At 65.4% G+C, this 25360-nt stretch carries 22 protein-coding genes; 9 read left to right on the forward strand and 13 right to left on the reverse strand.

Annotated elements, in window-relative coordinates; translation table 11 throughout:
* The 4 genes from FG93_RS18515 to tesB form a co-directional block, all read right to left on the reverse strand.
* Nucleotides 1-1468: DNA translocase FtsK 4TM domain-containing protein (locus tag FG93_RS18515; RefSeq protein WP_043237011.1), on the reverse strand; the 1468-nt coding region annotated here is incomplete at its 3' end.
* A 211-nt stretch (nucleotides 1469-1679) separates the two neighbouring features.
* The gene (locus FG93_RS18520; RefSeq protein WP_043236989.1) at nucleotides 1680-3158 is read right to left on the reverse strand and encodes an ammonium transporter; all 1479 of its coding nucleotides are present in this window, start codon (nucleotides 3156-3158) and stop codon (nucleotides 1680-1682) included.
* Between the two features lie 34 nt (nucleotides 3159-3192).
* Nucleotides 3193-3531 (reverse strand): P-II family nitrogen regulator, encoded by a 339-nt coding sequence (locus FG93_RS18525; RefSeq protein WP_043236992.1) that lies wholly within the window; start codon nucleotides 3529-3531, stop codon nucleotides 3193-3195.
* A 238-nt stretch (nucleotides 3532-3769) separates the two neighbouring features.
* On the reverse strand, nucleotides 3770-4636 hold the full coding sequence (tesB, locus tag FG93_RS18530) for an acyl-CoA thioesterase II (RefSeq protein WP_043236993.1): 867 nt from the start codon (nucleotides 4634-4636) through the stop codon (nucleotides 3770-3772).
* Between the two features lie 141 nt (nucleotides 4637-4777).
* Here tesB and FG93_RS18535 point away from each other — a divergent pair, with 141 nt between their 5' ends.
* A complete protein-coding gene (locus FG93_RS18535) occupies nucleotides 4778-6028 on the forward strand; it encodes a ubiquinone biosynthesis hydroxylase (RefSeq protein ID WP_043236995.1) in 1251 nt (416 codons plus the stop codon).
* Nucleotides 6029-6195: 167 nt separating this feature from the next.
* Here the strand turns inward: FG93_RS18535 and FG93_RS32500 are convergent, their stop codons facing one another.
* Nucleotides 6196-6399: a Trm112 family protein gene (locus tag FG93_RS32500; RefSeq protein ID WP_043236997.1), complete on the reverse strand. Its 204-nt coding sequence runs from the start codon at nucleotides 6397-6399 to the stop codon at nucleotides 6196-6198.
* 9 nt (nucleotides 6400-6408) lie between these two features.
* Nucleotides 6409-11247, reverse strand: coding sequence for an NAD-glutamate dehydrogenase (locus FG93_RS18545; RefSeq protein WP_043237012.1), 4839 nt, complete (start codon nucleotides 11245-11247; stop codon nucleotides 6409-6411).
* A gap of 167 nt (nucleotides 11248-11414) precedes the next feature.
* Between FG93_RS18545 and FG93_RS18550 the strand changes: the two genes are divergently transcribed.
* Nucleotides 11415-12032 carry a peroxidase-related enzyme gene (locus FG93_RS18550; RefSeq protein WP_043236998.1) on the forward strand — a complete coding sequence of 206 codons (618 nt, stop codon included), beginning with the start codon at nucleotides 11415-11417 and terminating at the stop codon, nucleotides 12030-12032.
* A 336-nt stretch (nucleotides 12033-12368) separates the two neighbouring features.
* Nucleotides 12369-12737 carry a DUF2794 domain-containing protein gene (locus FG93_RS18555; RefSeq protein WP_043236999.1) on the forward strand — a complete coding sequence of 123 codons (369 nt, stop codon included), beginning with the start codon at nucleotides 12369-12371 and terminating at the stop codon, nucleotides 12735-12737.
* Here the strand turns inward: FG93_RS18555 and FG93_RS18560 are convergent.
* The 4 genes from FG93_RS18560 to FG93_RS18575 form a co-directional block, all read right to left on the reverse strand.
* On the reverse strand, nucleotides 12721-13269 hold the full coding sequence (locus tag FG93_RS18560; RefSeq protein WP_043237001.1) for a GNAT family N-acetyltransferase: 549 nt from the start codon (nucleotides 13267-13269) through the stop codon (nucleotides 12721-12723). The genes FG93_RS18555 and FG93_RS18560 overlap by 17 nt on opposite strands.
* Nucleotides 13270-13357: 88 nt before the next feature.
* Nucleotides 13358-14134: a Bax inhibitor-1/YccA family protein gene (locus tag FG93_RS18565; protein WP_043237003.1), complete on the reverse strand. Its 777-nt coding sequence runs from the start codon at nucleotides 14132-14134 to the stop codon at nucleotides 13358-13360.
* A gap of 220 nt (nucleotides 14135-14354) precedes the next feature.
* On the reverse strand, nucleotides 14355-16940 hold the full coding sequence (locus FG93_RS18570; protein WP_043237005.1) for an ABC transporter permease: 2586 nt from the start codon (nucleotides 16938-16940) through the stop codon (nucleotides 14355-14357).
* Between the two features lie 9 nt (nucleotides 16941-16949).
* Nucleotides 16950-17651, reverse strand: a complete 702-nt coding sequence (locus FG93_RS18575) for an ABC transporter ATP-binding protein (RefSeq protein ID WP_043237013.1) — start codon at nucleotides 17649-17651, stop codon at nucleotides 16950-16952.
* A 192-nt stretch (nucleotides 17652-17843) separates the two neighbouring features.
* Here FG93_RS18575 and FG93_RS18580 point away from each other — a divergent pair, with 192 nt between their 5' ends.
* The 4 genes from FG93_RS18580 (at nucleotide 17844) to FG93_RS18595 (ending at nucleotide 20596) form a co-directional block, all read left to right on the forward strand.
* On the forward strand, nucleotides 17844-18431 hold the full coding sequence (locus FG93_RS18580) for an arylesterase (RefSeq protein ID WP_244448651.1): 588 nt from the start codon (nucleotides 17844-17846) through the stop codon (nucleotides 18429-18431).
* Nucleotides 18432-18560: 129 nt separating this feature from the next.
* Nucleotides 18561-19616 (forward strand): aldo/keto reductase, encoded by a 1056-nt coding sequence (locus FG93_RS18585; RefSeq protein ID WP_043237006.1) that lies wholly within the window; start codon nucleotides 18561-18563, stop codon nucleotides 19614-19616.
* Nucleotides 19617-19724: 108 nt separating this feature from the next.
* Nucleotides 19725-20303, forward strand: a complete 579-nt coding sequence (gene thpR, locus FG93_RS18590) for an RNA 2',3'-cyclic phosphodiesterase (RefSeq protein ID WP_052513921.1) — start codon at nucleotides 19725-19727, stop codon at nucleotides 20301-20303.
* Between the two features lie 2 nt (nucleotides 20304-20305).
* On the forward strand, nucleotides 20306-20596 hold the full coding sequence (locus FG93_RS18595) for a 4a-hydroxytetrahydrobiopterin dehydratase (protein ID WP_043237017.1): 291 nt from the start codon (nucleotides 20306-20308) through the stop codon (nucleotides 20594-20596).
* Here FG93_RS18595 and FG93_RS18600 read toward each other — a convergent pair whose 3' ends face one another.
* The 3 genes from FG93_RS18600 to FG93_RS18610 all read right to left on the reverse strand — a co-directional run bounded on the left by FG93_RS18600 (nucleotide 20597) and on the right by FG93_RS18610 (nucleotide 23166).
* On the reverse strand, nucleotides 20597-21760 hold the full coding sequence (locus FG93_RS18600) for a GNAT family N-acetyltransferase (protein ID WP_043237008.1): 1164 nt from the start codon (nucleotides 21758-21760) through the stop codon (nucleotides 20597-20599). It lies immediately after the preceding gene.
* Complete coding sequence (locus FG93_RS18605; protein WP_152579507.1) at nucleotides 21760-22398, reverse strand: DUF6875 domain-containing protein; 639 nt, start codon at nucleotides 22396-22398, stop codon at nucleotides 21760-21762. The genes FG93_RS18600 and FG93_RS18605 overlap by 1 nt, the downstream gene beginning before the upstream one ends.
* Nucleotides 22399-22461: 63 nt before the next feature.
* Complete coding sequence (locus FG93_RS18610; protein ID WP_152579508.1) at nucleotides 22462-23166, reverse strand: RluA family pseudouridine synthase; 705 nt, start codon at nucleotides 23164-23166, stop codon at nucleotides 22462-22464.
* A 152-nt stretch (nucleotides 23167-23318) separates the two neighbouring features.
* On the opposite strand from FG93_RS18610, the gene ftsY reads away from it, so the two are divergent.
* Nucleotides 23319-24554 carry a signal recognition particle-docking protein FtsY gene (gene ftsY, locus FG93_RS18615; RefSeq protein ID WP_043237009.1) on the forward strand — a complete coding sequence of 412 codons (1236 nt, stop codon included), beginning with the start codon at nucleotides 23319-23321 and terminating at the stop codon, nucleotides 24552-24554.
* Nucleotides 24551-25177, forward strand: a complete 627-nt coding sequence (locus tag FG93_RS18620) for a septation protein A (RefSeq protein WP_244448652.1) — start codon at nucleotides 24551-24553, stop codon at nucleotides 25175-25177. The genes ftsY and FG93_RS18620 overlap by 4 nt, the downstream gene beginning before the upstream one ends.
* Nucleotides 25178-25360 lie beyond the last annotated feature (183 nt).

Here is a 25360-nt window from a genome sequence, read left to right on the forward strand (position 1 = left end):
GATCGGCGATCACCGGCTCGCCGCCGATGGTCTTGCCGAGGCAGAGCGCCAGCTTGTGCTTGGTCGACTCGAAATCCTGGCTGGCGAGCAACTCGCGCAGGAAGACGGTCTCACGCTTGGCATTGGGCAGTTCGATGCCGATGGCGTTCTTGCCCTGGACGACGGCGACGCGGGCCGAGATCGCGCTCATCGAGCGAGCGATGTCGTCGGCCAGCGAGATCACCCGCGACGACTTGGTCCCCGGCGCCGGCTCGAGCTCGTAGAGCGTCACGACCGGGCCAGGGCGGACCTGGCTGATCTCACCGCGCACGCCAAAATCCTCGAGCACCCCTTCGAGCAGGGTCGCGTTCTGCTCCAGCGCATCCGTCGAGATCGTTGTCGAGGGAAGCTTCTTCGGTTCGGCAAGGTAGGTCAGCGGGGGCAGCTCGAAATGCTCGCGATCGAGCAGGGACGGCTGCGCCTCGCGCGAGAGGCGCTTGCCGGGCTTGGGAGCTGCGGGGCGAGCGGTGACGCGCGGCGCGTTGAGATCGCGCAGGTCCTGCGGTCCATCATCATCGTCGAAATCACCATCGGGAAAGTCGACGACGCGACTGGCCGGACGCGGATTAGGCAATGGTTCGGGAGCGAAGACGGGTGGCGCGGCGCGCGCCGCTGCTTCGTTGAACTGCGGCTCGCGGCGCACACGGCTGACGGGTTGGTTGCTGGTTGAGCCAGTGCTGACGGCCGGTTCCGGTGGGTGCGGCAGGCGACGCAGGATCGCTCCCTTGAGCGCCATTGCGCCATGTGCAAGCCAGCCGACGAGGATGACGGCGAAGCCAGGCTCGTCGTCGCGACGCTCCTCGGTCTCGGCCCAGGACTCGTCTTCGTCGTCGCTGTCATTGACCGGGTCTTCGTCGGTGACGAAACCAAAGCCGGCCGCGGCGGTCACGGCGAGAATCGCGATTCCGGCATAGAGGAAAGCGACGAGGCCGCCGAGCGCACTGCCCGCGATGCCGACGAGATTGCGCGTACCAAACAGCAGGCCGTCGCCGATGACGCCGCCCATCCCCGTGGGCAAGGGCCAACGCGGTGTCGCCGGAAGAGCGCTCGCGACCGCCGCCGTCGCGACGATACCGACAACCCAGAGACCGAGCTTGAGCGCGCCGCGATCGAATAGGTGAAAGCGCATCAGGCGCAGCGCCCAGATCAGCGGCGGGAAGAGCATGGCGATGACGCCGAGCCCGATCATCTGCATGGTCAGGTCGGCGATCATCGCGCCCGGGCGGCCGAGCAGGTTGTTGACGGCGCCGCCGGTGGCGTTGTTCAGGCTGGGATCTTCCGCTGCCCAAGTCGCCAGCGCGAGTGCCACGGCCGCTGTCAGCGCCAGCAGCCCGAGCCCGACCATCTCCGACGTCCGTCGCGACAGGAATTCCCGCGCGGGATCGGGCAGGCGATCGATCAGGGATGAGGAGCGTCGGATTGTTCGCATGCCGGCCGGGCCGCCTTCCACAGGACTACAGGCCGCATCATTCCGGCCTCCAGCGATCAGGGTATGAAGGTCAGGTTAAGACCCGCTTAACCTTGAAGGGGAGCGCCTCTCCGGTGGACCGATCAGTCTGTTACTTCGGGGGAAGTTATCATGAGAAAGGCCCCGGCGGGAGACCGCCGGGGCCTGTTTCACGTGAAGCGGCTGGAGGCTCTCACATGCTGTAGGCGCGCTCGCCGTGCTCGGCGATGTCGAGACCTTCGCGCTCCTGATCCGAGGTGACGCGCAGGCCGACGACGACGTCGACGATCTTGTAGAGGATCAGCGAGCCGACGCCGCTGAAGACGAGCGTGAACAGAACGGCCTTGGCCTGGGCCAGGAAAGCCGGCCCGAATTCATAGGCCGCGGTGACGAGTTCGCCCGGCTTGGTGACATAGTCCGGGATGCCGCCGCCGCCGAGCGCCTGATTGACCAGGATGCCGGTCGCCAGCGCGCCGATGATGCCGCCAACGCAGTGGATACCGAACACGTCGAGCGAATCGTCATAGCCAAGCGCATTCTTGACGGTGGAGCAGAAGACGAAGCAGACGGCACCCGCGACAAGACCGAGCACGATCGAGCCCATCGGGCCTGCGAAGCCAGCGGCCGGCGTGATGGCAACAAGGCCGGCAACCGCGCCCGAGACCATGCCGAGCAGCGAGGGCTTGCCCTTGGCCGCCCACTCGACGAAGAGCCAGCCGAGCGCCGCTGCCGCCGTGGCGACGAAGGTGTTGATCATGGCGAGCGCGGCGGTGCCGTTGGCCTCGAGATTCGAGCCGGCATTGAACCCGAACCAGCCGACCCAGAGCAGGGCCGCGCCGATCAGCGTCATGGTCAGCGAGTGCGGGGCCATCAATTCCTTGCCGTAGCCGACGCGCTTGCCGAGCAGCATGCAGCCGACGAGGCCGGCGATGCCCGCGTTAATGTGCACGACGGTGCCGCCGGCGAAGTCGAGCGCACCCCATTTGAAGAGCATGCCGGCATCGGCGTTGACGGCGTCGAGCGCTGCGGTCGCGGCTGCCTTGGCATCGGGGCCCGCCTCGGCGACAGCCTTGGCAGCATTGCCGACGGCATCGGGACCGCCCCAGTACCAGACCATGTGAGCCATCGGGAAATAGATGAAGGTGACCCAGAGGGCGGTGAACAGCATCAGCGCCGAGAACTTGATGCGTTCGGCGAAGGCGCCAACGATCAGGGCCGGCGTGATGCAGGCGAAGGTCATCTGAAAGCAGATGTAGACGTATTCGGGGATGACGACGCCGTTCGAGAAGGTCGCTGCGACCGAGTTGCCGTCGACACCGCGCAGGAAGGCCTTCGAGAAACCGCCGACGAAATCGTTCAGGCCGCCGCCATTGGTGAAGGCGAGGGAATAGCCGTAGATCACCCAGAGCAGGCTGACCATGCAGACGATGGCGAAGACCTGGGTCAGCACCGAGAGCATGTTCTTGCTGCGCACGAGGCCGCCATAGAACAGTGCAAGGCCGGGAATCGTCATCAGCAGCACGAGCACGGTCGAGCTCATCATGAAGGCGGTATCGCCCTTGTTCGGCACCGGCGCGGCAGGGGCCGCGGCTGTTTGGGCCAGCGCGACTGCCGTGGTCGCGGCCAGCGCCGCTCCGACCAGCCCGGCCCGCAATGGGGTCTTGAAATTCATCGTTGGAAACTCCTGGACTGAAGAATCGAGAGAATCAGAGCGCGTCGCCGTCGGTCTCGCCGGTGCGGATGCGAACGGCCTTCTCGATCGACGAAACGAAGATCTTGCCGTCGCCGATCTGGCCGGTACGGGCCGCGGCGGTGATCGCCTCGATCACCTTGCCGACGAGCTCGTCCGAGACGGCGACCTCGATCTTGATCTTCGGCAGGAAGCTCACGGCATATTCGGCACCGCGATAAATCTCGGTATGGCCCTTCTGCCGGCCATAGCCCTTCACCTCGGTCACGGTCAGGCCATGCACGCCGATGGCGGTGAGCCCATCGCGCACCTCCTCCAGCTTGAACGGCTTGATGACAGCCATCACGATTTTCATGCTTGGGTTTCCCCGTTTCCGCCGCCCGGATGTCAGCCCCGGCGATCGCGTTGCGCTCTGCGCGCGCCGGGAGCCCGACACACGTCACGGGCGGTCAATTCAAGGCGCGTGCCAACTGCCGGAGGGCGGCCCTGAAGAAACGGCGCAAGGAAAAACGCCCCCGCACGCCTCTCAGCGCGGGGTGATTGCCCAATAAACAGGCAAATGCTTGGTTTCTGTGCTTCTGCTTAGAAAGCGCTCATTCGCGGTCCGGGCGCGGCCGGATCAGGCCTTCCTGCGCCACGGACGCGACGAGCTTGCCATGGCGATCGAAGACGAGGCCGCGGGAGAAACCGCGCGCCCCCGAGGTCGAGGGACTGTCCTGGGCATAGAGCAGCCAGTCATCGGCGCGGAAGGGGCGGTGAAACCAGAGCGCATGATCGAGGCTCGCGCCCTGGATCTGCTTGTCGAACACCGTCTTGCCATGCGCGATGAGACTCGAATCGAGCAGCATCAGATCCGATGCATAGGCGAGCACGCTCTGATGGACCGCCGGATCATCGGGCAAAGGCTGCATCGAACGGATCCAGACATTGAACTTCGGCTCCATCTTCTCGCCTGTGGCGTAGCGCTGCAGCTCGACGGGACGAATCTCGATTGGGCGCTCGCGCTGGTAATAGGCGCGCACGGCTTCGGGCATATGCGGCAGCACGCTGCGCTGCATCTCCTCCCGGTTCGGCAGGTCCTCCGGCATCGGCACGTCCGGCATCGGCATCTGATGCTCATAGCCGGGCTCTTCAGCCTGGAACGAGGCCGACATCGAGAAGATCGCTTCGCCATGCTGGATCGCCAGCACGCGTCGTGTCGTGAACGAGCGGCCGTCGCGCAGCCTTTCAACCTCGTAGATGATCGGGGTTTCGGGGTCGCCCGGCAGCAGGAAATAGGCGTGCAGCGAGTGCGGCTGGCGGCCTTCCACAGTCTGGCAGGCAGCGTAGAGAGCCTGCCCGATGACCTGCCCCCCGAAGACCCGCTGCCAGCCGATCTTGGGGCTGCGGCCGCGGAACAGATTGCGCTCGAGCCGCTCGAGGTCGAGGATCGACATCAGGGAGTCGCTGATCTGGGACATGGTTCTTCAGGCTCGACTGGCGGGCGGATTGACGGGCGGGCTGGCTGAGCCGAAGACGGTTCCGCCGTATCAGCACCGACGCACCGGGCGTCGTCAAGCGCTGGTCCAGGCGTGGTCGGCATGAGGCGCAGGAGCAGGACGATGGGGCAGCAGACCGGCCATTCCGACAGGCGGATCGTGATCGCGGGTGGTGGCATCGCCGGGCTTTCGCTGGCGCTGGCGCTGAAGCGTGCGCTCGGCGAGGCTTATGCGATCGTCCTGGCGGACCCGGCACTCGCGGCGCCGCCGCGCCAGGACAACCGCGCCTATGCCGTGGCGGCGGCTGCGCGCAACATGCTGGAGGTGCTGGGGGTCTGGGAGGCCGTTGCCGGCAGCTCTGCGGCAATGACCGAAATGGTGGTGACCGATAGCCGCAATCCAGACGTGGTGCGCCCGGTCTTCCTGACCTTCGACGGCGAGGTCGAACCCGGACAATCCTTCGCCCATATGGTTGAGAACATGGCGCTGCTGACGGCGCTCTTGACCGCCTGCCGTGAAGCGAATGTCGAGATGCGGCCGGAAGGCGTTCGCGGCTTCGATGCGCAGGGCGAAACCGTCGAGATCACTTATGCGGGCGGAGAGCGCATCGCGGCCTTGCTGCTCGTGGCCGCGGATGGCGCGCGTTCGCGGCTGCGCGAACGCGCCGGCATCGGCTGGGTCGGCTGGTCCTACCACCAGTCCGGGCTCGTTGCGACGTTGAGCCATGAGCGGCCGCATGGCGGGCGGGCGGTCGAGCATTTCCTGCCGTCCGGGCCCTTCGCGATCCTGCCGCTCAGTGACGGCGGCAAGCTTGGCCACCGTTCTTCGATCGTCTGGACGGAGCGCGAGGAGAATGTCGCGGCGCTGCTCTCGCTCGATGAGGCCGATATGCTCGAGGAGATCGAGCGGCGGTTCGGATTGGAGCTTGGTGAGCTTGCGTTGGAGAGCAAGGTCGCGGCGATGCCGCTCGGCTTTGGCGTGGCGCGTCGTTTCGTTGGCGACAGGCTGGCGCTGCTAGGCGACGCCGCTCACCTCATACATCCGATCGCCGGCCAGGGGCTCAATCTCGGGCTGAAGGATGTCGCGGCCCTGGCCGAGGCTATCGTCGATGCGGCACGGCTCGGACTCGATCCGGGCAGCGCCGACGTTCTCGAAGCTTATGAAAGCGCGCGGCGTTTCGATACGGTCGCGATGGGCGCGGTGACCGACGGGCTCAATCGGCTGTTTTCGAATGACGTGACGCCATTCCGGCTGGCACGTGATTTCGGGCTCGGGCTGGTCGATCGGATGCCGGGGCTCAAACGCTTCTTCATCCGTGAGGCGGCGGGACTGGCGGGGGAGCCGCCACGCCTGCTGAGAGGCGAGGCGCTTTAGAGCATCGGACCGAAAAGTGGAATCCGGTTTTCGGACAAATCCGATGCTCAAACAAAGAGATAGATCGCCGTGCGTCCGAACGGACGCACGGCGATCTAAGAAGGTCATGGTCGGGACAAGCCCCACCATGACGCTGAAGGCGTCGAGGCATGTCCCGAGAGCGGGATCTATCCCTCGATCTGCCGCGCCTCTTCCGGCAGCATGATCGGAATGCCATCGCGGATCGGATAGGCGAGCTTGGCAGAGCGGCTGATCAGCTCCTGCTTGGCCGCGTCGTATTCGAGCGTGCTCTTGGTCACCGGGCAAACCAGGATCTCGAGCAGTTTCGGGTCGATCCGGGTGGCGGGCGTGTCGCGTTCGGTCTCGGTCATGATCTCTTCTCAGTGTTTTCTCGGCAGATCGGCGAGCATGCCGGCTGCAACCATCAATTTCGGCAGTGAGAGGCCCGACATGGTAATTGCCGAAACCGTCGCGCGGGTTCGATCGGCTTCCGCGCCACGCTCGGCCAGCCAGCCGTCGAGAGTGTCGGCGCCGGTTGCGCCCGAAGCAATCTCCTGCGTCAGCCCGGCGTGAGCATCGACCAGCGTTTCGATGGCGCGGTCGCGGGCCAGGCGCTCATAATCGTCGGTCGCCGGCACGGCTGCTGCCGCAGCCGCCAGGCTGGACAGGCCGAAGACCGAATCGGCACCGAAATGAACCCGCGCGACCTCGGGAATTGATCGTTTGGTCCGGTCGGCGATGTCGACGATGTCGGTCGCCTGGGCAAGCGCGGGCAGGCTGGCAATCCGCGCCGCGAGGGTTTCGGGCACTGATTCCGAGACGAGAACGGCAATGCGTGCCGTTCTCGCCTGGGCGGCCGCCTCGGGCAGCAGGCTGTCGAGTTCGCCGGCGAGCGCCGAGACGCCCCTCGCGTAATGCGCAACCGTTTGTTCGATTGAACCCGGCTTGGCTGCACCCCGACGCAGGAACCAGCTCATCCGGTCGGTGACAAGTTCCTGGGCCGCGGCATAGAGGCCGATCTGGGTCTTGCCCGGGATCTTGGCGTCGAGCGCATCGATTGCCCCGTTCAAGGCAATCAGGTCGAAGGAGTCACGCGCAATGGCGTAGGCAGCGGCGATCGCCGGTGCTTCGGCGCGTGTCTGGCCGGCCAGGGTGGAGACGATGGCCGGGCCGCCACGATTGATGATGGCATTGGCGAGCTGGGTTGCGACGATCTCGCGGCGCAGCTTGTGGCTGGCGATCTCGGCGCCGTATTTGTCGCGCAGCGCCTTCGGGAAATAACGGGCGAGCTCATGGTTGAGATAGAGATCGTCGGGAATGGCCGATTCGAGCAAGGCATCGTGTAGGGCGAGCTTGGCATAGGCCAGCAGCACGGCAAGCTCCGGCCGGGTCAGGCCCTCGCCGCGCTTCTCGCGCTCAGCCAGCACCATATCGGTCGGCAGGAACTCGACTGAGCGATCGAGACGTCCCTGGGCTTCCAGGGTCAGCATCAGGCGACGCAGCGCGGGTGTTGCCGTCGCGCCCTGAGCCTCGGTCAGGGAGAGCGCCAGGGTCTGCAGGTAGTTGTTGCGCAGGACGAGGAGGCCGACCTCGTCGGTCATGTCGACGAGCAGGGCGTTGCGCTTCTTCTCAGGCAGGCGCCCGTCGCGGACAGGGCCTGCGAGCGCAATCTTGATATTGACCTCGACGTCGGAGGTGTTGACGCCGGCGGAGTTGTCGATGGCATCGGTGTTGATCCTGACACCGTTGCGGGCGGCCTCGATGCGGCCGCGCTGGGTGCAGCCCAGATTGGCGCCCTCGCCGACGACACGGGCACGCAGATCGGTGCCGGCAATCCGGATCGCATCATTGGCGCGGTCACCGACCTGGGCATCGGTCTCGTCGGTGGCGCGGATATAGGTGCCGATGCCGCCGAACCAGAGCAGGTCGACCCGCGCCTTCAGGATTGCGGTGATCAGTTCCGGCGGCGTGACCTCTGCCTTGTCGAGATCAAGCAGCGCGCGCAGCACCGGGGAGAGCGGAATGCTCTTGGCCTGTCGCGAGAAGACGCCGCCCCCCTTGGAGATCAGCGACTTGTCGTAGTCCTGCCACGAGGAGCGGGGCAGCGCGAACAGACGTTGGCGCTCGGCGAGCGAGGCTGCCAGATCGGGCTCGGGATCGAGGAAGATATCGCGGTGATCGAAGGCGGCGACGAGCTTGATCGCCGGCGAGAGCAGCATGCCGTTGCCGAAGACGTCGCCGGACATGTCGCCGACACCCGCCACCGAGAAGGGTGTCGACTGGATGTCGATGTCGATTTCGCGGAAATGCCGCTTCACGGCTTCCCAGGCGCCGCGCGCGGTGATGCCCATCTTCTTGTGGTCGTAGCCCTGGCTGCCGCCAGAGGCGAAGGCATCGCCGAGCCAATGCCCCTTCTCGATCGAAAGCGCATTCGCGATATCGGAGAAGGTCGCGGTGCCCTTGTCGGCGGCGACGACGAGATAGGGATCATCGCCATCATGGCGCACGGTATCCGCTGGCGGAATGACCGTCTCGCCGTCGAGATTGTCCGTGAGTTCCAGCAGGGTGCGGACGAAGATGCGGTAGCTCTCGGTGCCCTCGGCGATCCAGGCCTGACGATCGCTCGCCGGCGGCAGCTGCTTGGGGAAGAAGCCGCCCTTGGCGCCGACCGGCACGATCACGGCGTTCTTGACCTGCTGAGCCTTGACCAGGCCCAGCACCTCGGTGCGGAAGTCCTGCGGCCGGTCGGACCAGCGCAGGCCGCCGCGCGCGACCTTGCCGAAGCGCAGATGCACGCCCTCGACGCGGGGCGAATAGACGAAGATCTCGTAGAGCGGATGCGGCAGCGGCAGGTCGTCGAGCCTGGCGCATTCGAACTTCAGCGAGATCGTGCTGCGCGGATAGCCGTCCGGTCCGATCTGGAAGAAATTGGTGCGCAGCGCCGCTTCGATCAGGTTGACCAGGCGCCGCAGAATGCGGTCCTCGTCCAGGCTGGTGACATCGTTGAGCGCGGCTTCGATGCCTGCACGCTCGGCCTGCATCGTCTTCTCGCGCTTGTTCGCATCGAAATGCGGATCGAACTTGGCGACGAAATAAGCGATCAGCTTCGAGGCGATGCCGGGGTGGCGGGTCAGCGCATCGGCGATGTAGTCCTGGGCGTAGGGTGCGCCGACCTGCCTGAGATAGCGCCCGAGCGCGCGCAGCAGCGCCGCCTCGCGCCAGGCGATTCCGGCGGCGAGGACGAGCTGGTCGAAACGGTCCGATTCGGCCAGTCCGCGGAACTGGGCCATCAGCGCGGCTTCGATCGTCGGATCGAGACGGGCGACATCGATCTCGCCACCGCCGGCACGCTCCAGGGTCATGTCGTGCAGCCAGACGCGGGCGGCTTCTGGCGCTTCAACCCCATTGGCGGCTTGCTGCGGCGTCAGGTTGAAGGTCCGCTCGTTGACGACGCGGAAGCCCATATTCTCGAGCACCGGCACGCGGGCGGAGAGGGAGATCGGCGAACCGCTCGAGAAGACTTTGAGATTGGCCCGGGTCGCGGTATCGCCCTCGCGGCGATAGAGATTGACCGCGCGTGCCCGCTCCGGCGTGAGCTTCTGCAGCATGTCGATGTCTTCGAGCGCATCGGTTGCCGAGAAGCGCTCGCGATAGGCGGCGCCAAAGGCTTCGGCATAACGCTCGGTCAACGACCGGGCTGCCGGGCCCGCCTTCTGCTCGTCGAGGACATCCTTGAGGCCGTCTGCCCAGGTTCGCACGATCGCAGCAATGCCGGCCTCCAGCGTGGCGCGATCGACCCTCGGTGTGCGGCCTTCGTCGCGGCCGATGATGTAGTGGGTGCGGGACAGCGGTCCTTCCGGATAGGCCGGGTAAGCGGCCGACAGGCGCCCCTCATAGATCCGCGCCAGGAATTCGCCAACGCGGCGGCGGACCTGCGTGTCGTAGCGATCCTTGGGAATGAAGACGAGGATCGAGACGAAGCGGTCGAACTCGTCGACACGGGCCAGCGCTCGGATGCGCGGGCGCTCGGTCAGCTGCAGGATGTCGAGCGCGAAGCGTTCGAGGGTCTCGCTGTCGATCTGGAAAAGCTCGTCGCGTGGAAAGGCATCCAGCACGTTGAGCAGGGCGCGGCCGGAATAGCTCGCCGCGTCGAAGCCCGTGTTCTTGGCGACGCGCGCCACCTTGAGCCGCAGATAGGGAATGGCGCGGGCGCTGCCGGTATAGGCGTTGGAGGTCAGCAGGCCGACGATACGCATCTCGCCATCGAGATGGCCATCGGGGGTGAACAGCTTGACGCCGATATAGTCGAGATGGACGCGGCGATGCACGCGGCTCTTGACGTTGGCCTTGGTGATGATCAGCGCCTGCGGCTTGGCGAGGAAGGCGCGAATCTCTGGTGTCATCACCACCATTTCGCGATTTTTGCGCAGCATGCGCACGGAAGGATCGCGCAGGATGCCGAGACCCGAGCTGTCGATCGGGTCGGCAGCCGCATCACCTCCCGGGAAGCGGTAGGCTCGAATGCCGAGAAGCGTGAAATTGTCGCCAGCGATCCATTCGAGGAACTGCAGTGCCTCTGCGACCTCGTCCTCGGCAAGCGGCGGCGGATTGGAGCGATAGGCCTGGATCACCTCGGTGATTCGGCTCCGCATGGCAGCCCAATCGTCGACCGCCAGGCCGACATCGACATAGACCCGCTCGAGACCGGTCTTCAGGCGCTCGCGTGCCTCGGGCGTGTCGATGCGGTCGAGATGGATATGGATCAGGCTTTCGCGGCGCGCGCCTTCCGGGGCACGCCCGGTTGCTTCGCCCGCAAGCGAGTGGAACGCGCCGTCGGCGTCGCGCACGACCGCCAGGATGGGGTGGGCGACGAGGCGGGGCTCGTAGCCCTGCTCGGTCAGCTCTGCCAGCGTCGAATCGAGCAGGAAAGCCTTGTTATCGTTCACGACCTCGAGAATCGTGATCTGGCGTTCGCGGCCATGCTGGCTGAAGGCTTCGTCCCGGAAACGCAGATTCGGCGTGCCGGGTCGGCGCTTCGCGGTCAAATACTTATACGCGGCGTCGGCGGCGCGGGCGAGCAGATCCGGCGGGAGTGCGACGATATCTTCGGCAACGACGCGGCCGTAGAGCAGCTTCGGAAACTCCGCCGGCATGCCGGTTGCGCTCTGGGAGGCTGCGGCCTCGACCGCGGCCAGCGCCTCGATCGTTGCATTCGTCACGCGCTTAACCATCCCCAGAGCCCTCTGTTATTTTGTCGCAGCGATGACATAGGCTGCGGCGCCTTTCAACTTTCGTCGCAACATGCGCACGAACAAGGTCGCTCGTGCGAACATCGCGGCAGATCCTGTCGAAAGTTCAACCCCGCCGACACAACAGGAAACGGACCATGTCGAATCAGCATGACAAATCGAAGGTGGGAGAGCTTCCGTCTCGGCAGGATGAGCCGCCAAAGGTGATGGCGCTTGCATTGCCGCCGGTCGAACTGTCGGCCGAGAATCAGGCCTATTTCGCCAAGTGCCAGGAGAAGCTCGGTTTCGTGCCGTATGTGTTGCTGGCCTACGCCCATGATGACGCCAAGCTCACAGCCTTCGCCGCGTTCTACAACGACCTGATGCTCGGCCCTTCCGGTCTCTCCAAGCTCGAGCGCGAGATGATCGCAGTTGCCGTGTCGAGCGTGAACCGTTGCTATTACTGCCTGACGGCGCATGGCGCCGCAGTGCGTCAGCTCTCGGGGGATCCTGTGCTCGGCGAGCTGATGGCGATGAACTATCGCGCCGCCGAACTCTCTCCCCGCCATCGTTCGATGCTCGATTTCGCTGCGAAGCTGAGCGAGACGCCGCATCTCGTCGAGGAAAGCGATCGCGAGGCGTTGCGGGCAGTGGGATTCGGCGAACGTGACATCTGGGATGTCGGTGCAGTCGCTTCGTTCTTCAACATGTCGAACCGGATGGCGTCGGCTGTCGATATGCGGCCGAATGCCGAATACCACCGGCAAAACCGCTGAAAGGCCTGCATTCTCACCAAAAGAAAACGGCCAGCGGAAACCGCCAGCCGTTAGGTAGCCTCGAACCGATAGGCCCGACCTCACCGAGCCCGGGGGGCTGGGGGGCTGACGTATCCGGAACTCCATGAGGCCGGGCCGTCGAGGCAACGAGGGGAGTTGAGCCCGGCAACTTGGCCATCGCTTGGCGCGTTCGCGGCGAAAATGCGGCGCGGCTGACGAAGGCGTGATTCTTTTTCGGCCTCCCTCGATGTCTTGCCAGCGCAGCATCCGGGGCGCATCATCCTGCCCAACGGGAAGTGCGATCGGGCTCTGCCTGACCGCCGATCGGGAGGCGCTATGAGCGAAAGCGAAACTCCGCAATCGCATGGGGCCGGGGCGGTGGTTGCCTTCCCCGGTTCCGCCAAGCCGGCAGCCGTCACATTTGATCGCCGGGAACTCTCGGAGCTTCTGAATCTCTACGGCCGGATGGTCGCCGCCGGCGAGTGGCGCGACTACGCCATCGATTTCCTGAAGGACAAGGCCCAGTTCTCGGTTTATCGCCGGACCTCCGAGGTCCCGCTCTACCGAATCGTCAAGGACCCCGCGCTCGCCAAGCGCCAGGGCGCTTACTCCATCGTCGCGGCGACAGGGCTGATCCTGAAGCGCGGCTCCGATCTCAGCCGTGTCCTGCGGGTCGTCGACAAGAAGCTCAGCGTGGTGAGTTGAGGGGCGGCGCGGTTCGGCTGCCGTCGCCGAGTTCCTTCTGCATCAGCAGCTGGTCGAGCCAGCGGCCGTGCTTGTAGCCGACGGCCTTGGCGATCCCGATGAGCGCGAAGCCGGCCTGTTCATGCAGGCGGCGCGAGGCGAGCGAGGCACCGTTCCCATCGCCAATGACCGCGACCATTTGCCGGAAGCCCCTGGCTTCGCATGCCGCGATCAGCGCACTCAGCAGCGCGCGGCCGATGCCAAAACCCTGCGCCTGCCGCGAGAGATAGATCGAATCCTCCACCGTGCTGCGATAGGCCGGGCGGGGGCGATAGGCGCCGGCATAGGCATAGCCGAGCAGGTCCTCGCCTCTGGTCGCGACGAGATAGGGGTAGCCATCGGCAATCAGCGCCTCGAAGCGCCGCTGCATTTCACCGGTCGAGGGCGGTTCAAGCTCCCAGGAGGCGGTGCCATTCCGGACAGCATCGGCATAGATCGTGGTGATGACGGGGATGTCGTCGATGCGACCATCCCGGATCGTGATGGGCTCCATCCGGTCATGATGGACTGCAACGAGCGCAAAAGAAAAGCCCCGGCCTTGCAGCCGGGGCTCGCGCGACCCGCAGGGGCCGAGGTCGTGCTTACTCGTTGCGCGTGCCGAACAGCGAGAGCAGCATCTGGAACATGTTGATGAAGTTCAGGTAGAGCGACAGCGCGCCGTTCACCGAGAGCTTCGCGGCCGATTCCGGATCCATGTCCGAGTAGAGATACATCTCCTTCAGGCGCTGGGTATCCCAGGCGGTCAGGCCGGCGAAGACCAGCACGCCGATCGCCGAGATGGCGAAGGAGAGCGCGCTCGAAGCCAGGAAGATGTTGACCACCGAGGCGATCACCAGACCGATCAGGCCCATGATCAGGAAAGAGCCCATGCCCGAAAGCGACTTCTTCGTGGTGTAGCCGGCAAGGCTGAGCGCACCGAACGCGGCGGCCGTGATGAAGAAGACCTTGGTGATCGACTCGCCGGTGAAGACGACGAAGATCGACGACATCGACACGCCCATCACCGCCGCAAAGGCGAAGAACATGGCGCGTGCGGTCGAGGAGCTCATGCTCTCGGCCTTGAACGAGAAGAAGAAGATGAAGGCGAGCGGGGCCAGCATCACAACCCACTTGAGCGGGCTGAGATAGATTGCCTGGCCGAATGTGGTCAGCGCCGTGACCTTGCCGGTCGGCGAGACGCCGGCGATCGCCAGCATGCTGATGCCGATGGCGGCAAGGCCGGTGATGGCCAGACCGATCGACATGTTGTTGTAGACGCCGAGCATGAACGAGCGCAGGCCCTGATCCATCTCGACGGCGCTGGTCTGCTGTGCGCGGCCGGCACCCCAGACTGGAGCATTGCGGTCGAAGTTGCTCATAGAGCGATTTCCCTCACAGGTAGAATTCCGGGGCGGACATCGCCTCCGCGATTTCCACCATCGCCGAAAATCGTGGCGACAACGCGGAATATGAGGGGGATCGAGCGACCTTACAAGAGGCCGCCATGGTTAAGAGCGCCGCCTGAATAGATCACGGAGGCCAGAATGATGCAATGCGGCGAGCGCTCCATGTCTATCTTCGAGGCAAGAGTGACAGTTCTCATAAATTCCGCAGATGAGAAGCCGGTGCTTTCGATAGTATTTTTAGGGTTCCGAATAAACCGAACAGGACGGTAACCACGATCGCGGCAGTCGCAGCGAGGATTGCACCGGTCGGATCGCTGACGAATTCTATCTTCATCACTTGGGTGACCACGCCCCAGCCCGCCAATGCGCCGGTGACAACGCCGAACAGGGCGGAGACAAAACCTATTCCGGCATATTCGATGGCGTACGACGAAAGTATGAAGCGACGTGTCGCGCCCAGCGTCTTCAGGATCATCGCGTCGTATAGCCGCGCATGCTGCCCGGCCGCGAGAGCGCCGGCCAGGACCAGCAGACTGGCAGCGATCGCCAGGCCCGAGGCACCGCGAATCGCGGTCGCGAGCTGGCTGACGATGGTGTTGACCGCTTCGAGCGCGTCCTTCACCCGCACGGCGGTGACCGACGGGAATTCGACCGCCAGCCGACGCAGAAGCTGCGCATCGGCGCTTGCCGTCGCGTCGGTCCCGGAGGTCACGGTCGCGAGATTGGTGTGCGGCGCGCCGGCAAAGGTGTTGGGCGAGAACACCATGACGAAATTGATGCCGAGGGAGCGCCATTCGATGGTGCGCAGATTGGCGATGCGCGCCGTGATGTTGCGGCCGAGCACATTCACGGTGACGCTATCGCCGACCTTGAGCCCAAGCCCGGCGGCGATCGGCGCATCGAAGGAGACGAGCGGTTCGCCGCGATAGCCTGCCTGCCACCATTCCCCGGCGGTGATGGTCGAGCCCTCGGGCATGGCTTCCGCATAGGTGATGCCGCGGTCGCCATCCAGGACCCAGGCCGCCTGCTCGGAGGCCTTGATCTGTTCGGCGCGCACGCCGTTGAGACTGGTGATGCGGCCGCGCATCATCGGGACGCGCTCGAGCGTGGCGCCTGGCCTCGTTTCGGCGATGAAGCTGTCAAAGCGTGCGCTCTGGCCGTTCGGGATATCGAGGAAAAAGAAGCTCGGCGCCTTGTCGGGCAGCGACTGCGTCAATTGCCGGGTCAGACTGACATCGATGAAGGCAAGCGCCGAGAGCAACGCGACACCGAGACCCAGCGAAAGCACGAGCGACGGGGTCAGGGCGCCGGGGCGATGGGCATTGGCGAGCGCCATCCGGAGGGCCGGGCTGCGCGGCCGCGGGCTGCGCCGGGCCAAAGCCATCAGGCTCCAGGCGACGAGGCGCAGCAGCAGGAAGATGCCAGCGGCAACGGCGATATAGATCAGTGCGATGCGGCGATCATAGGCGAAGGCGACCGCGACGCCGACGAGACCGAGAAGGGCCGCGAGGAAAACGCCGAGATAGACCAGCCTGGGCCGGCGCAGATCCGGCTCGATCTGGTCGCGGAACAGGGCCGAGACCGGCACGTCATGCGCCCGACCGAGCGGCAGGATCGCAAAGACCAGCGCGGTCAGCAGGCCGTAGAGCGCTGCGACCACCAGTTCTCCCGGCGCCAGTGTCGGCTCGAAGGGCAGGGGCAGCAGGTCGCCAAGCGCATAGCCGAGCGCGAAGGGGGCGGCGGCGCCCAGCAGGAGACCGATCGCGATGCCAAGCGCGGCGACGAGCATGACCTCGGTCAGATGGATCGCGACGACATGTCCGCCGGTTGCGCCGATCGCCTTCAGGGTCGCGAAATCAAGCTTCTTGGCCTCGACGAAGCGCCGCACCGCATTGGCGACGCCGACACCGCCAACCAGCAGGGCGGTCAGGCCGACCAGGGTCAGGAACTGGGTGAAACGCTCGAGGTTGCGCTGAAAGCTCGGTGCGGCATTGGCGCGCGAGCGGATTTCCCAGCCAGCGTCGGGATTTTGGCGGCCGGCATCGGCAATGAGGCGCTCGAGGGCCGGATCATCGGACGCGCTGGGGGGCAGCGAGACGCGATAGGTCCAGCGCACGAGACTGCCCGGCTGGAGCAGTCCGGTGGCGCGCAATGCGTCCTGGGAAACCAGAAGACGAGGACCGAAGCCGACGCCCGACGCGATCTTGTCCGGCTCGGAGACGAGGCTGGCGCGCAATTGCACATGTGCGCTGCCGACCGAGATCGTGTCGCCGATCTTCAGGTCGAGGCGACCAAGCAGCACGGGATCGGCAATGGCGCCAAAGCTGCCATTGTGCTGGGACAGCAGATCGGAAAGCGGGGCAGCCGGCTCGCTGACGACCTCGCCAATGCTCGGATAGGTCGCATCCACCGCCTTGAGTTCGATCAGGGCCGAGCCCTTGTCGCCGGCATTGGCCATCCCGCGCATCGTGGCGATGGTCGAGAGGGCGCCACGTCCGTCCAAAAAGTTCCGCTCGGCCGCAGTGGCCTCGCGATGGATCAGGCTGAAGGCGACATCACCGCCGAGAATGCGTCGGCCTTCGCGATGCAGTCCTTCCGTCAGGCCGCGCGAGGCCGAGCCGACGGCTGCGATGGCCATGACGCCGAGTGCGAGGCAGGCGATGAAGACGCCGAATCCGCGCAAGCCGCCGCGCAGGTCGCGCCAGGCGAGCCGCAGGGCGAGTGCCGGGCCAAATGAAGGGCGTGGTGTGGCGGCGGTGGGCTTGACCGGAGCGTGCATGGCAAGGGCTCAGGCGACGGCGAGATCGGCATCGGCCTCGATCCGCCCGGCGCGCAGGCGCACCGTCCGGTCGCAGGCGGCGGCGAGCGCGAGGTCATGCGTGACCAGCACGAGGGTCGCGCCGCGCTCGCGGCGCAGCGCGAAGATCAGATCGACGATGGAGCGGCCCGTGCTCTCGTCGAGATTGCCGGTCGGTTCGTCGGCGACGAGAATTGCCGGATCGGGCGCGACGGCGCGGGCTATCGCGACGCGCTGCTGCTCGCCGCCGGAGAGCTGGGCCGGATAATGGCCCATGCGATCGCCGAGTCCGACATTGCGCAGCTCGGCCTCCGCCCGGGCGAACGCATCGTCCGCGCCTGCGAGCTCGAGCGGTAGCGCGACATTCTCGCGCGCCGTCATGGTCGGAACGAGATGGAAAGACTGGAAGACGATGCCGATCTGGCGCCCACGGAAAACCGCAAGGCCGTCTTCCCCGAGCTGACCAAGATCCTGGCCCGCCACCTTCACCAGCCCGGAATCGGGCCGCTCGAGCCCGGCCATCGTCATCAACAGGGTGGATTTGCCTGATCCAGAGGGGCCGACCAGGCCGGTTGCCTCGCCGGCAGCCAGTGACAAGGAAACGCCCTTCAGGATATGGACGCGGGCGGCTGCACGCCCCAGACTAAGATGGACATCCCGCAATTCGATCGCCGGGGCTGACTTATCACTCATCGCCACATGATCCTGTCCTCAATGCCATCGACGCCGTCCCTCCGCATCGCATCGCGATGCGGATCGGGCTTCAGCGCGTCGCGCCCCGCCGCCCGATATGGGCGCGGTTGCGCGCTTGTCCAATCATTTGCCCGCGCTTTTTGCGCTGCGGCCTTTTGGCTGGCGCTCCTGGTGCTCCTTCCGGTTTCAGCCATGGCACAAGCCGAGACACCGCGCTCGCTCAAGCTTGTCGTGCTGGGCGACAGCCTCAGCGCCGGCTACGGCCTGCCAGCGAGCGCGGCATTCCCGGCGGTGCTGGAGCAAGCCTTGCGCCAGAAGGGACACGCCGTCGAAATCGCCAATGCCGGAGTCTCGGGCGATGTCGCCCAGGGCGGCCTCGAGCGGCTCGACTGGTCGGTACCCGATGGGACCGATGGCGTCATCGTCGAGCTCGGTGCCAATGACGCGCTGCGCGGTTTCGATCCGGCGGTGACGGAGAAGGCGCTTGAAGACATCATCACGCGGCTGAAAGCGCGCGGTATCTCCGTGCTTCTGGCCGGGATGTATGCGCCGCGCAATCTCGGCGCGGAGTATGCGGGCCGTTTTGACGGGCTGTTCAGGGCACTCGCCGAGAAACACGCGCTGGTGTTCTATCCGTTCTTCCTCGAAGGCATCGCGGGCGATCGCGCACTGAACCAGCCGGATCTGCTGCATCCGACCGCCGAAGGCGTGCGCGTCATCGTCGAACGCATTCTTCCGACGGTCGAGCGTTTCCTGGAGACAATCCGCTCAAGATCCTGACCGCTTCCGCTCCGGACCGATGCGTCGTCGCCACGGAGCAGGGTGGCGTTCGCCTCATGCCGGCCGGCCTGAAAATCGCTTCCCACCCCATGAGCGCGGCTGTGCGCAATCTTTCGGAGTTGTCTGACCATGCAATATCGCCGTCTCGGGCGCACCGACCTGAAGGTCTCGGTCATCTGCCTTGGAACCATGACCTGGGGCCAGCAGAACACCGAAGCCGAGGGCCATGAGCAGATGGACTACGCTCTCGCGCAGGGCGTGAACTTCTTCGATACGGCCGAAATGTACTCGATTCCGCCGCAGCCGGAGACGCAGGGCTCGACGGAGCGGATCATCGGCAGCTGGTTCAAGGCCCGGAGGAACCGCGACAAGGTCATCCTGGCCTCCAAGATCGTCGGCCGCTCGGCCAATGACTGGTTCCGGGACGATCGCGGACCGACCCGCATCAACCGCCAGCAGATCTTCGAGGCCGTCGACAAGAGCCTGATGCGGCTGCAGACCGACTATATCGACCTCTACCAGCTGCATTTCCCCGAGCGTTCGATGCCCTGGGGCTCGAATCCCACGCGCTTCAACAAGGCCGCCTTCGAAACGCCCGATGGCGAGACGTCGATCGCTGAACAACTCGACGCCTTCGGCGAGATCATGAAGGCCGGCAAGATCCGTCATCTCGGGCTCTCCAACGAGAGCGCCTGGGGCACGATGAGCTTCGTGCGCGATTCCGAAGCGCGCGGAGGACCCCGGGTCCAATCGATCCAGAATGCCTACAACCTGCTCAATCGCACCTTCGAGACGGGGCTGGCCGAGATCGCGATGCGCGAGCAGGTCGGCCTTCTGGCCTATTCGCCGCTGGCCCAGGGCTACCTCACCGGCAAATATCTCGACGGTGCCAGACCGGCCGGCGCGCGCTCGACGCTGTTCAATCGTGGCCAGCGCTACGAAGCCGCTGGCGCGGAGGGTGCGGTGAAGCGCTATATCGCGGTTGCCCGCGAGGCTGGTCTCGATCCGGCGCAAATGGCGCTGGCCTTCGTCAATTCGCGCCCCTTCGTGACGGCCAACATCATTGGCGCCACGACGATGGAACAATTGCGGACCGACATCGGTTCGATCGATGTCGCACTTTTGCCCGAGGTCGAAGCAAAGATCGACGCGATTCACCAATTGGTCGGAAACCCCTGCCCCTGAAGCATGTGCGGCTCATGGCGGGGCGAGGGCGTAAGGTTTGCAGAGGTTTTCCTGCGGCCCAGCGCATTTCGTCTCGCCAGAGTCACAAAAACTTGGCACTGATTCGCCATGCCGAGGCTGTTCACAGCTCTGGAGATACCCGCCGAGGTCGCCTCGACGCTGACGCTGCATCGGGGCGGACTCGTTGGAGCGCGCTGGATCGAGCCGGCCGACTATCACGTTACCTTGCGCTTCCTCGGCGATGTCGATCGCCGCATGGCACATGACGTCGACAGCTTTCTTGCCGATCTGCAGACGCAGCCCTTTGAGGTGACCCTCGACGCATTGGGCAGTTTCGGCGGTGACAAGCCGCGCGCCGTGTTTGCGCGGGTGCAGCCGAGTCGCCAGCTCAGCGAGCTCCAAGCCGATATCGAGCGGCTGATGCGCCGCCTCGGATTACCGGCGGAGGGGCGCAAATTCGTGCCGCATGTCACGCTTGCCCGACTGCGCGATACCTCGCCTGTCGAGGTTGCGCATTATCTGGCGATGCATCCCATCGTCAGGCCGATCGCCTTCACGGCCCGGCGCTTCGCCCTGATGTCATCGCGGGACTCGATTGGCGGCGGACCTTATGTGCTTGAAGCCGCCTATCCGCTTGGCCCATCCTACCCCAACCGGCTCCCGCGAAGCGATTTCCAGCGGAGATGATCATGCGCAAGCGACTGAGTGCCGAAGCTCGCAACGAAGCGCTCATGACGCTGGTCGGCTGGAAACTGGTCGAGGGCCGTGAGGCCATCGCCAAGCGCTTCATCTTCCATGATTTCAACGAGGCGTTCGGCTGGATGAGCCGCGTGGCGCTGCTGGCCGAAAGGATGGACCATCATCCGGAATGGTCGAATGTCTACAAGACGGTCGAGGTGACGCTGGCGACGCATGATGCCGGCGGCCTGACGGAACTCGACGTCAAGCTCGCTCGCGCCATGGACGCCATGGCTGGCTGATCAGCCTGCCCTGCCCCAGACCGCGACACGGCGTGCAATACCGGGTGGAAGTCGCTTGGCTGCGCTCTTCAGAACGGGCCGCAAGCGTTGGAAGCCGACGCTGCAGGCGAGCCGCCCCTTGAGGGAGAGCGGCAGCAGAAGGTCTCTGACGCCGGTCTGCCCGTCGGCGTGTTCGAGCTTGTAGGCATCCGAAGGGGCCAGCAGGTCGAACACAGCATTGCCCCGCGCCCTTGCGCTGGCGAAACTGTGATGAATCAGGATGCTGCCGACGCCGCCACGCTCGAAATCGGGGTGGGCTGCGAGGACATGGCCGAAGCTGTGGCCCTTGCAGTCAAGCGAGAGGTCGACACCGATCGGAGCGCCATCGCAGCATATCGCGGAGACGCGCAGTGAGCTTTCCCCGTCCGCATCTCCTGCAAAATCCCGAAAGAAGGCCGCGAAGCGTGGATCGTCGATCGTCGGCGCGATGGTGCCGTGGCGCAGCAGCGAGGCTTGCTTGAAGGTCACGGCGTCGCTGGCGAGGGCTGCGGCAGCGGGACCGGGCGGCGGCGCCTCGAAACTGATCGTGCCACGCTCCTCGAGCCGGCGCAGGCGCCTGCGGTAATTCGAGCGTTCACGGGCGGGGTAGGCGCTGCTCGGGCCGTTTGCGCCGACCCGCCAGACCAGATCGGCAAAGGGGGCGTTGAGCCGCTCGATCGGCATGGCTTCACCGAGCAGGCCGGAGGCGGCGAGAACGGAGTCTGCACGCAGTTTGCGCGCCTCGAACAGATCAGCGCCCAGCGCGCCCATGGCGCGCCATCCTGCTCGCAACAGAGTATCGCGGTCGGGGCCGGGCTCGACGAGGATGTCACCGAATTGCGCCACGGGGATGCCCATGAAGCGGAGCGTCTCGAGGCTGCAGCGGCGCTGCCGGACGAGTGGCCAGATCATCGCAAGGACACCCTGGCGGCGTGCGATGACGATGCTGAGCCGGCCATGCCCCTCGAGATAATGGGCGGCCCAGTGCTTCAGGAAGACGTGGCTCTGGAAGACCTGATGCGGCAGGGCCGCGCGGCTAAACAACGCGTCCCATTCCGGCTGGAGCGCGAGAAAGCCATCGCGTTCGGTGATGACTTCCGTCGTCACGGCTCCGCCGATCTCCGAGCCTTCCCGCCGCTTGCTCATCATTCGGCTCCGGCGCGCAGATGGGCGATCAGCCGCCTCGACCCTGTGACCGGGAAGCGGGCGAGATAGGGCAGGAGCAGCAGCGGGTGTCTGGCTGCGAAGGGCGCGTCATGCTCGACCATGTGGCGGATGGCGATGACAGGCAGAGGCGCGCGAAGCGGCCGGAAGCCGGAATTCCAGAGGCCTGGCGCCTCCGAAGTCGCATGCATCAGCCCGATCATGCGGTTGCGCCGCAGCGAGTAGAATTTGTGACGGTTTTGGACGCGCTTGAGCATGGCGATGCCGTCGGAATTGTCACAATCCGGGAAACCGATGATCACCGTGCGGAGATGCTGCATGCCAGCCCTGCTGGGGATGGCATCGAGCGCACCGAAGCCGTTGCGAACCAGGGCGAAGGCTGCGTCCTCATCCAGGGCGTGCTCATCGGAAATGCCGAGGCGGACGGTATCGAGCCGGGCGGCCTGCCGTGTGAAGGGGCAGACGGCGCCGGGCCGGCCGAGATCGGCATGACCTCTCATCAGATAATCTTGGACCCAGGAGAGCAGTGTCGCCAGCGGCGCGTCCGCGCCGGCCTCACGCACGGATTGGCGCGCTATTTCGAGCGTCATGAGCCCGCCGGGCCCGGCTCTGCTGCTCAAGGTCGCTGTCTCCGGCATTCATACACGCTCCGGTTGCTGTTCCGTAGCGATAGCAAGCTCAAATTAGCGAAGGGTTGATGACGGCTCGCCCTGCTCGGCAGCAGCGTTAGGATTCTCGAAAGATTTGCTCCAGCCGCAGCGCCCGAGCGCCTCCAGCATGTGTGAAGGCGGGGACGCCTCGATTCTGACCGGCTCGCGCTTGCGATAGAGCGGAACGCTGATGCCTCGGGCATGGAGCTGGAGCCCTGGTCCGCCGTCGCGCGGCGCCGAGCCGTAGACTTCGTCCCCCAGCATGGGCCAGCCCGAGGCTGCGCAATGCACCCGCAATTGATGCGTGCGGCCGGTGAGCGGCACGAGTTCGAGCCAGGTCAAGCCGTCCACGCGACCCCGTACCCGATAACGGGTTTGTGAAGGCAACCCTTCCGGGTCGACCTTCATCCACCAGCCGCGTTCGGGAGAGCGCCTGGCGAGGGGCAGGTCGATCAGGCCTTCGTCGTCTGGCGGGGCACCCTCGACGATAGCCCAATAGGTCTTGTCGATGCGGCCGTCGCGGAACAACTGGTTGAGCTCGGCCATCGCGCGTGGATGGCGGCCGAGGATGAGGCAGCCGGAGGTATCCTTGTCGAGCCGGTGGGCGGCTTCCGGCCGTCGTGGCAGGCCAAAGCGCAAAGCGTCGAGATAATCGGTCAGTACGGGGATGATGCGCCGCCTTGCCTGCGGGCCGCGATGCGAGGGCAGGCCAGCCGGCTTGTCGATCACCAGCATCATCGCGTCGCGATAAAGCAGGGGCACCGGCAAGGCCGGCTCTGGGGTCTCGCGCGAAATTGCTGGTTGATCCGGTCTGCTCATGGCATTGCGCTATCCAAACCAGCGGTGTGGCGCAACTCGGGCGCCCGGCCTGCAGGATGACGGGACGAGTGATGAGCGAGAGCGAACCGAAAAAGCGCGGCTTCTTTTCGAGGCTGTTCGGGCTGGAGCAGGAACAGTCCAAGCCTGCTCCGGAGAGCGCGGCCGAACCCTCCCCGGATTTGCCGGATGCCGCGGCCGAGCCGGCTCCTGACGCTGAAGCGGACGCCCCCATCGCGCCCGATCTGCTCATTGGCGAGGCCGCGCCTCTGCCAATCGCGATGCCGGAGGTGGAAGCCGAACCGGCGCCCGAGCCCGAGCCTGCGCCAGTCCCGCCTGTGGCATCGGGACAACCCGCGGAGTCGACTCCGGTGCCGCAGCCGAAGCGCAGCTGGTGGCGCAGGCTGACGGAAGGGCTCTCTCGCACCTCCTCGGCGCTGACCACCGGCATCACCGAGCTCTTCACCAAGCGCAAGCTCAATGCGGCCACGCTGGAGGATCTTGAAGACATCCTGATCCAGGCCGATCTCGGACTCGCCACCGCGGCGCGCGTCGCCAAGGCGGTCGGCGAGGGACGCTATGACAAGCAGATCGAGCCAGAGGAGGTGAAAGCCATCCTGGCGCGCGAGGTCGAAAGCATCCTGACGCCGGTGGCGCACCCGCTGGCGATCGACGTCACGAAAAAGCCGTTCGTGATCCTGATGGTCGGGGTCAATGGCTCCGGCAAGACGACGACGATCGGCAAGCTGGCTGCGAAATTCCGGGCCGAGGGCAAGTCGGTGATGCTCGCGGCCGGCGATACGTTCCGCGCGGCTGCGATCGAGCAGCTCAAGGTCTGGGGCGAGCGCACCGGTGCAGAGGTCGTCTTTGGCCAGCAGGGTGCGGACGCGTCGGGACTGGCCTTTGAGGCGCTGCAGAAGGCCAGGGCCAGCGGGGTCGATATTCTTCTCGTCGATACGGCCGGCCGGCTGCAGAACAAGGCCGGGTTGATGGATGAGCTCGCCAAGGTGGTGCGGGTGATCCGCAAGCTCGACGCGGAAGCGCCGCATGCAGCCTTGCTGGTGCTCGACGCGACGGTGGGCCAGAATGCCATCTCGCAGGTCGAGGCCTTTCGCGAGACGGCTGGCGTGACCGGGCTGGTGATGACGAAGCTCGACGGCACGGCGCGAGGGGGCATCCTGGTGGCGCTCGCGGCCCAGTTTGGCCTGCCGGTGCATTTCATCGGTGTCGGCGAGAGTGTCGAGGATCTGGAACCATTTTCCGCCCGTGATTTTGCACGAGCGGTCGCTGGATTGGGAGAAGCCGCGTGAGCGAGAGTCTGGCCGGGACGACGAAGGAAAAGGGCGTTAACCCGCTGCTCAAGCTCGGCCTCGAGTTCGGGCCGCTGGCTATCTTCTTTTTCGCCAATTCCTATGGCGATCGCCTGTTCGGCGTCGCCGAAGACCGGCGCATCTTTGTCGCGACCGGCATCTTCATCGTGGCGTCGCTTGTCTCGCTCGTCCTGTCGCGCGTGTTGCTCCACCATCTGCCGCGCATGGCGATCGTCAACGCGGTGGTGGTGACTGTCTTTGGCGGGCTGACGCTGGCACTCGACGATGCCTTCTTCATCAAGGTGAAGCCGACCATCGTGAACACGCTGTTCGGCTGCTTGCTGCTTGGCGGACTGCTTTTCGGGCGCTCGCTGCTGGCGCTGGTGCTCGAAACCGTCCTGCAGCTCGACGAGGAGGGCTGGCGCAAGCTCACCTTCCGCTGGGGCCTGTTCTTCTTTGTCCTTGCGGCGTTGAACGAGATCGTGTGGCGCACGCAGACACAGGATTTCTGGGTCGCCTTCAAGGTCTGGGGCGTGATGCCGCTGACCATGGCCTTTGCGCTGGCTCAGACGCCGCTGATCCTGAGGCACGAGATCAAGCCGGCGGCGACGTCCGAAAAATAGGGCGGCCGAAAAATAGAGCGACACTGCGCGGCCGCCCCAATCAGCGATGACGAGACCGGCGCCATGTTCCGCGCCGCGCTCAATCCTTTTCGCGCTTGGGGCGTAGCCGACGAGCAAGCCAGCGACGCTGGTTGATCTGCCGCTGCGGACCTATCGGCGCTGGAAATCCGGCGAGATCGGGCG

Origin of the sequence: Allobosea sp. LC85 (assembly GCF_000735605.1) — a bacterium.
Taxonomy (GTDB): Bacteria; Pseudomonadota; Alphaproteobacteria; order Rhizobiales; family Beijerinckiaceae; genus Allobosea.

Coding starts and splice junctions, on each gene's coding strand:
- FG93_RS18565 (WP_043237003.1), bottom strand. CDS start 14,134: ATGAGCAACTTCGACCGCAATGCTCCAGTCTGGGGTGCCGGCCGCGCA.
- FG93_RS18575 (WP_043237013.1), bottom strand. CDS start 17,651: ATGAGTGATAAGTCAGCCCCGGCGATCGAATTGCGGGATGTCCATCTT.
- FG93_RS18525 (WP_043236992.1), bottom strand. CDS start 3,531: ATGAAAATCGTGATGGCTGTCATCAAGCCGTTCAAGCTGGAGGAGGTG.
- FG93_RS18535 (WP_043236995.1), top strand. CDS start 4,778: ATGGGGCAGCAGACCGGCCATTCCGACAGGCGGATCGTGATCGCGGGT.
- FG93_RS18560 (WP_043237001.1), bottom strand. CDS start 13,269: ATGGAGCCCATCACGATCCGGGATGGTCGCATCGACGACATCCCCGTC.
- FG93_RS18585 (WP_043237006.1), top strand. CDS start 18,561: ATGCAATATCGCCGTCTCGGGCGCACCGACCTGAAGGTCTCGGTCATC.
- tesB (WP_043236993.1), bottom strand. CDS start 4,636: ATGTCCCAGATCAGCGACTCCCTGATGTCGATCCTCGACCTCGAGCGG.
- FG93_RS18595 (WP_043237017.1), top strand. CDS start 20,306: ATGCGCAAGCGACTGAGTGCCGAAGCTCGCAACGAAGCGCTCATGACG.
- FG93_RS18580 (WP_244448651.1), top strand. CDS start 17,844: ATGGCACAAGCCGAGACACCGCGCTCGCTCAAGCTTGTCGTGCTGGGC.
- FG93_RS18600 (WP_043237008.1), bottom strand. CDS start 21,760: ATGAGCAAGCGGCGGGAAGGCTCGGAGATCGGCGGAGCCGTGACGACG.
- ftsY (WP_043237009.1), top strand. CDS start 23,319: ATGAGCGAGAGCGAACCGAAAAAGCGCGGCTTCTTTTCGAGGCTGTTC.
- thpR (WP_052513921.1), top strand. CDS start 19,725: ATGCCGAGGCTGTTCACAGCTCTGGAGATACCCGCCGAGGTCGCCTCG.
- FG93_RS18520 (WP_043236989.1), bottom strand. CDS start 3,158: ATGAATTTCAAGACCCCATTGCGGGCCGGGCTGGTCGGAGCGGCGCTG.
- FG93_RS32500 (WP_043236997.1), bottom strand. CDS start 6,399: ATGACCGAGACCGAACGCGACACGCCCGCCACCCGGATCGACCCGAAA.
- FG93_RS18550 (WP_043236998.1), top strand. CDS start 11,415: ATGTCGAATCAGCATGACAAATCGAAGGTGGGAGAGCTTCCGTCTCGG.
- FG93_RS18570 (WP_043237005.1), bottom strand. CDS start 16,940: ATGCACGCTCCGGTCAAGCCCACCGCCGCCACACCACGCCCTTCATTT.
- FG93_RS18610 (WP_152579508.1), bottom strand. CDS start 23,166: ATGATGCTGGTGATCGACAAGCCGGCTGGCCTGCCCTCGCATCGCGGC.
- FG93_RS18555 (WP_043236999.1), top strand. CDS start 12,369: ATGAGCGAAAGCGAAACTCCGCAATCGCATGGGGCCGGGGCGGTGGTT.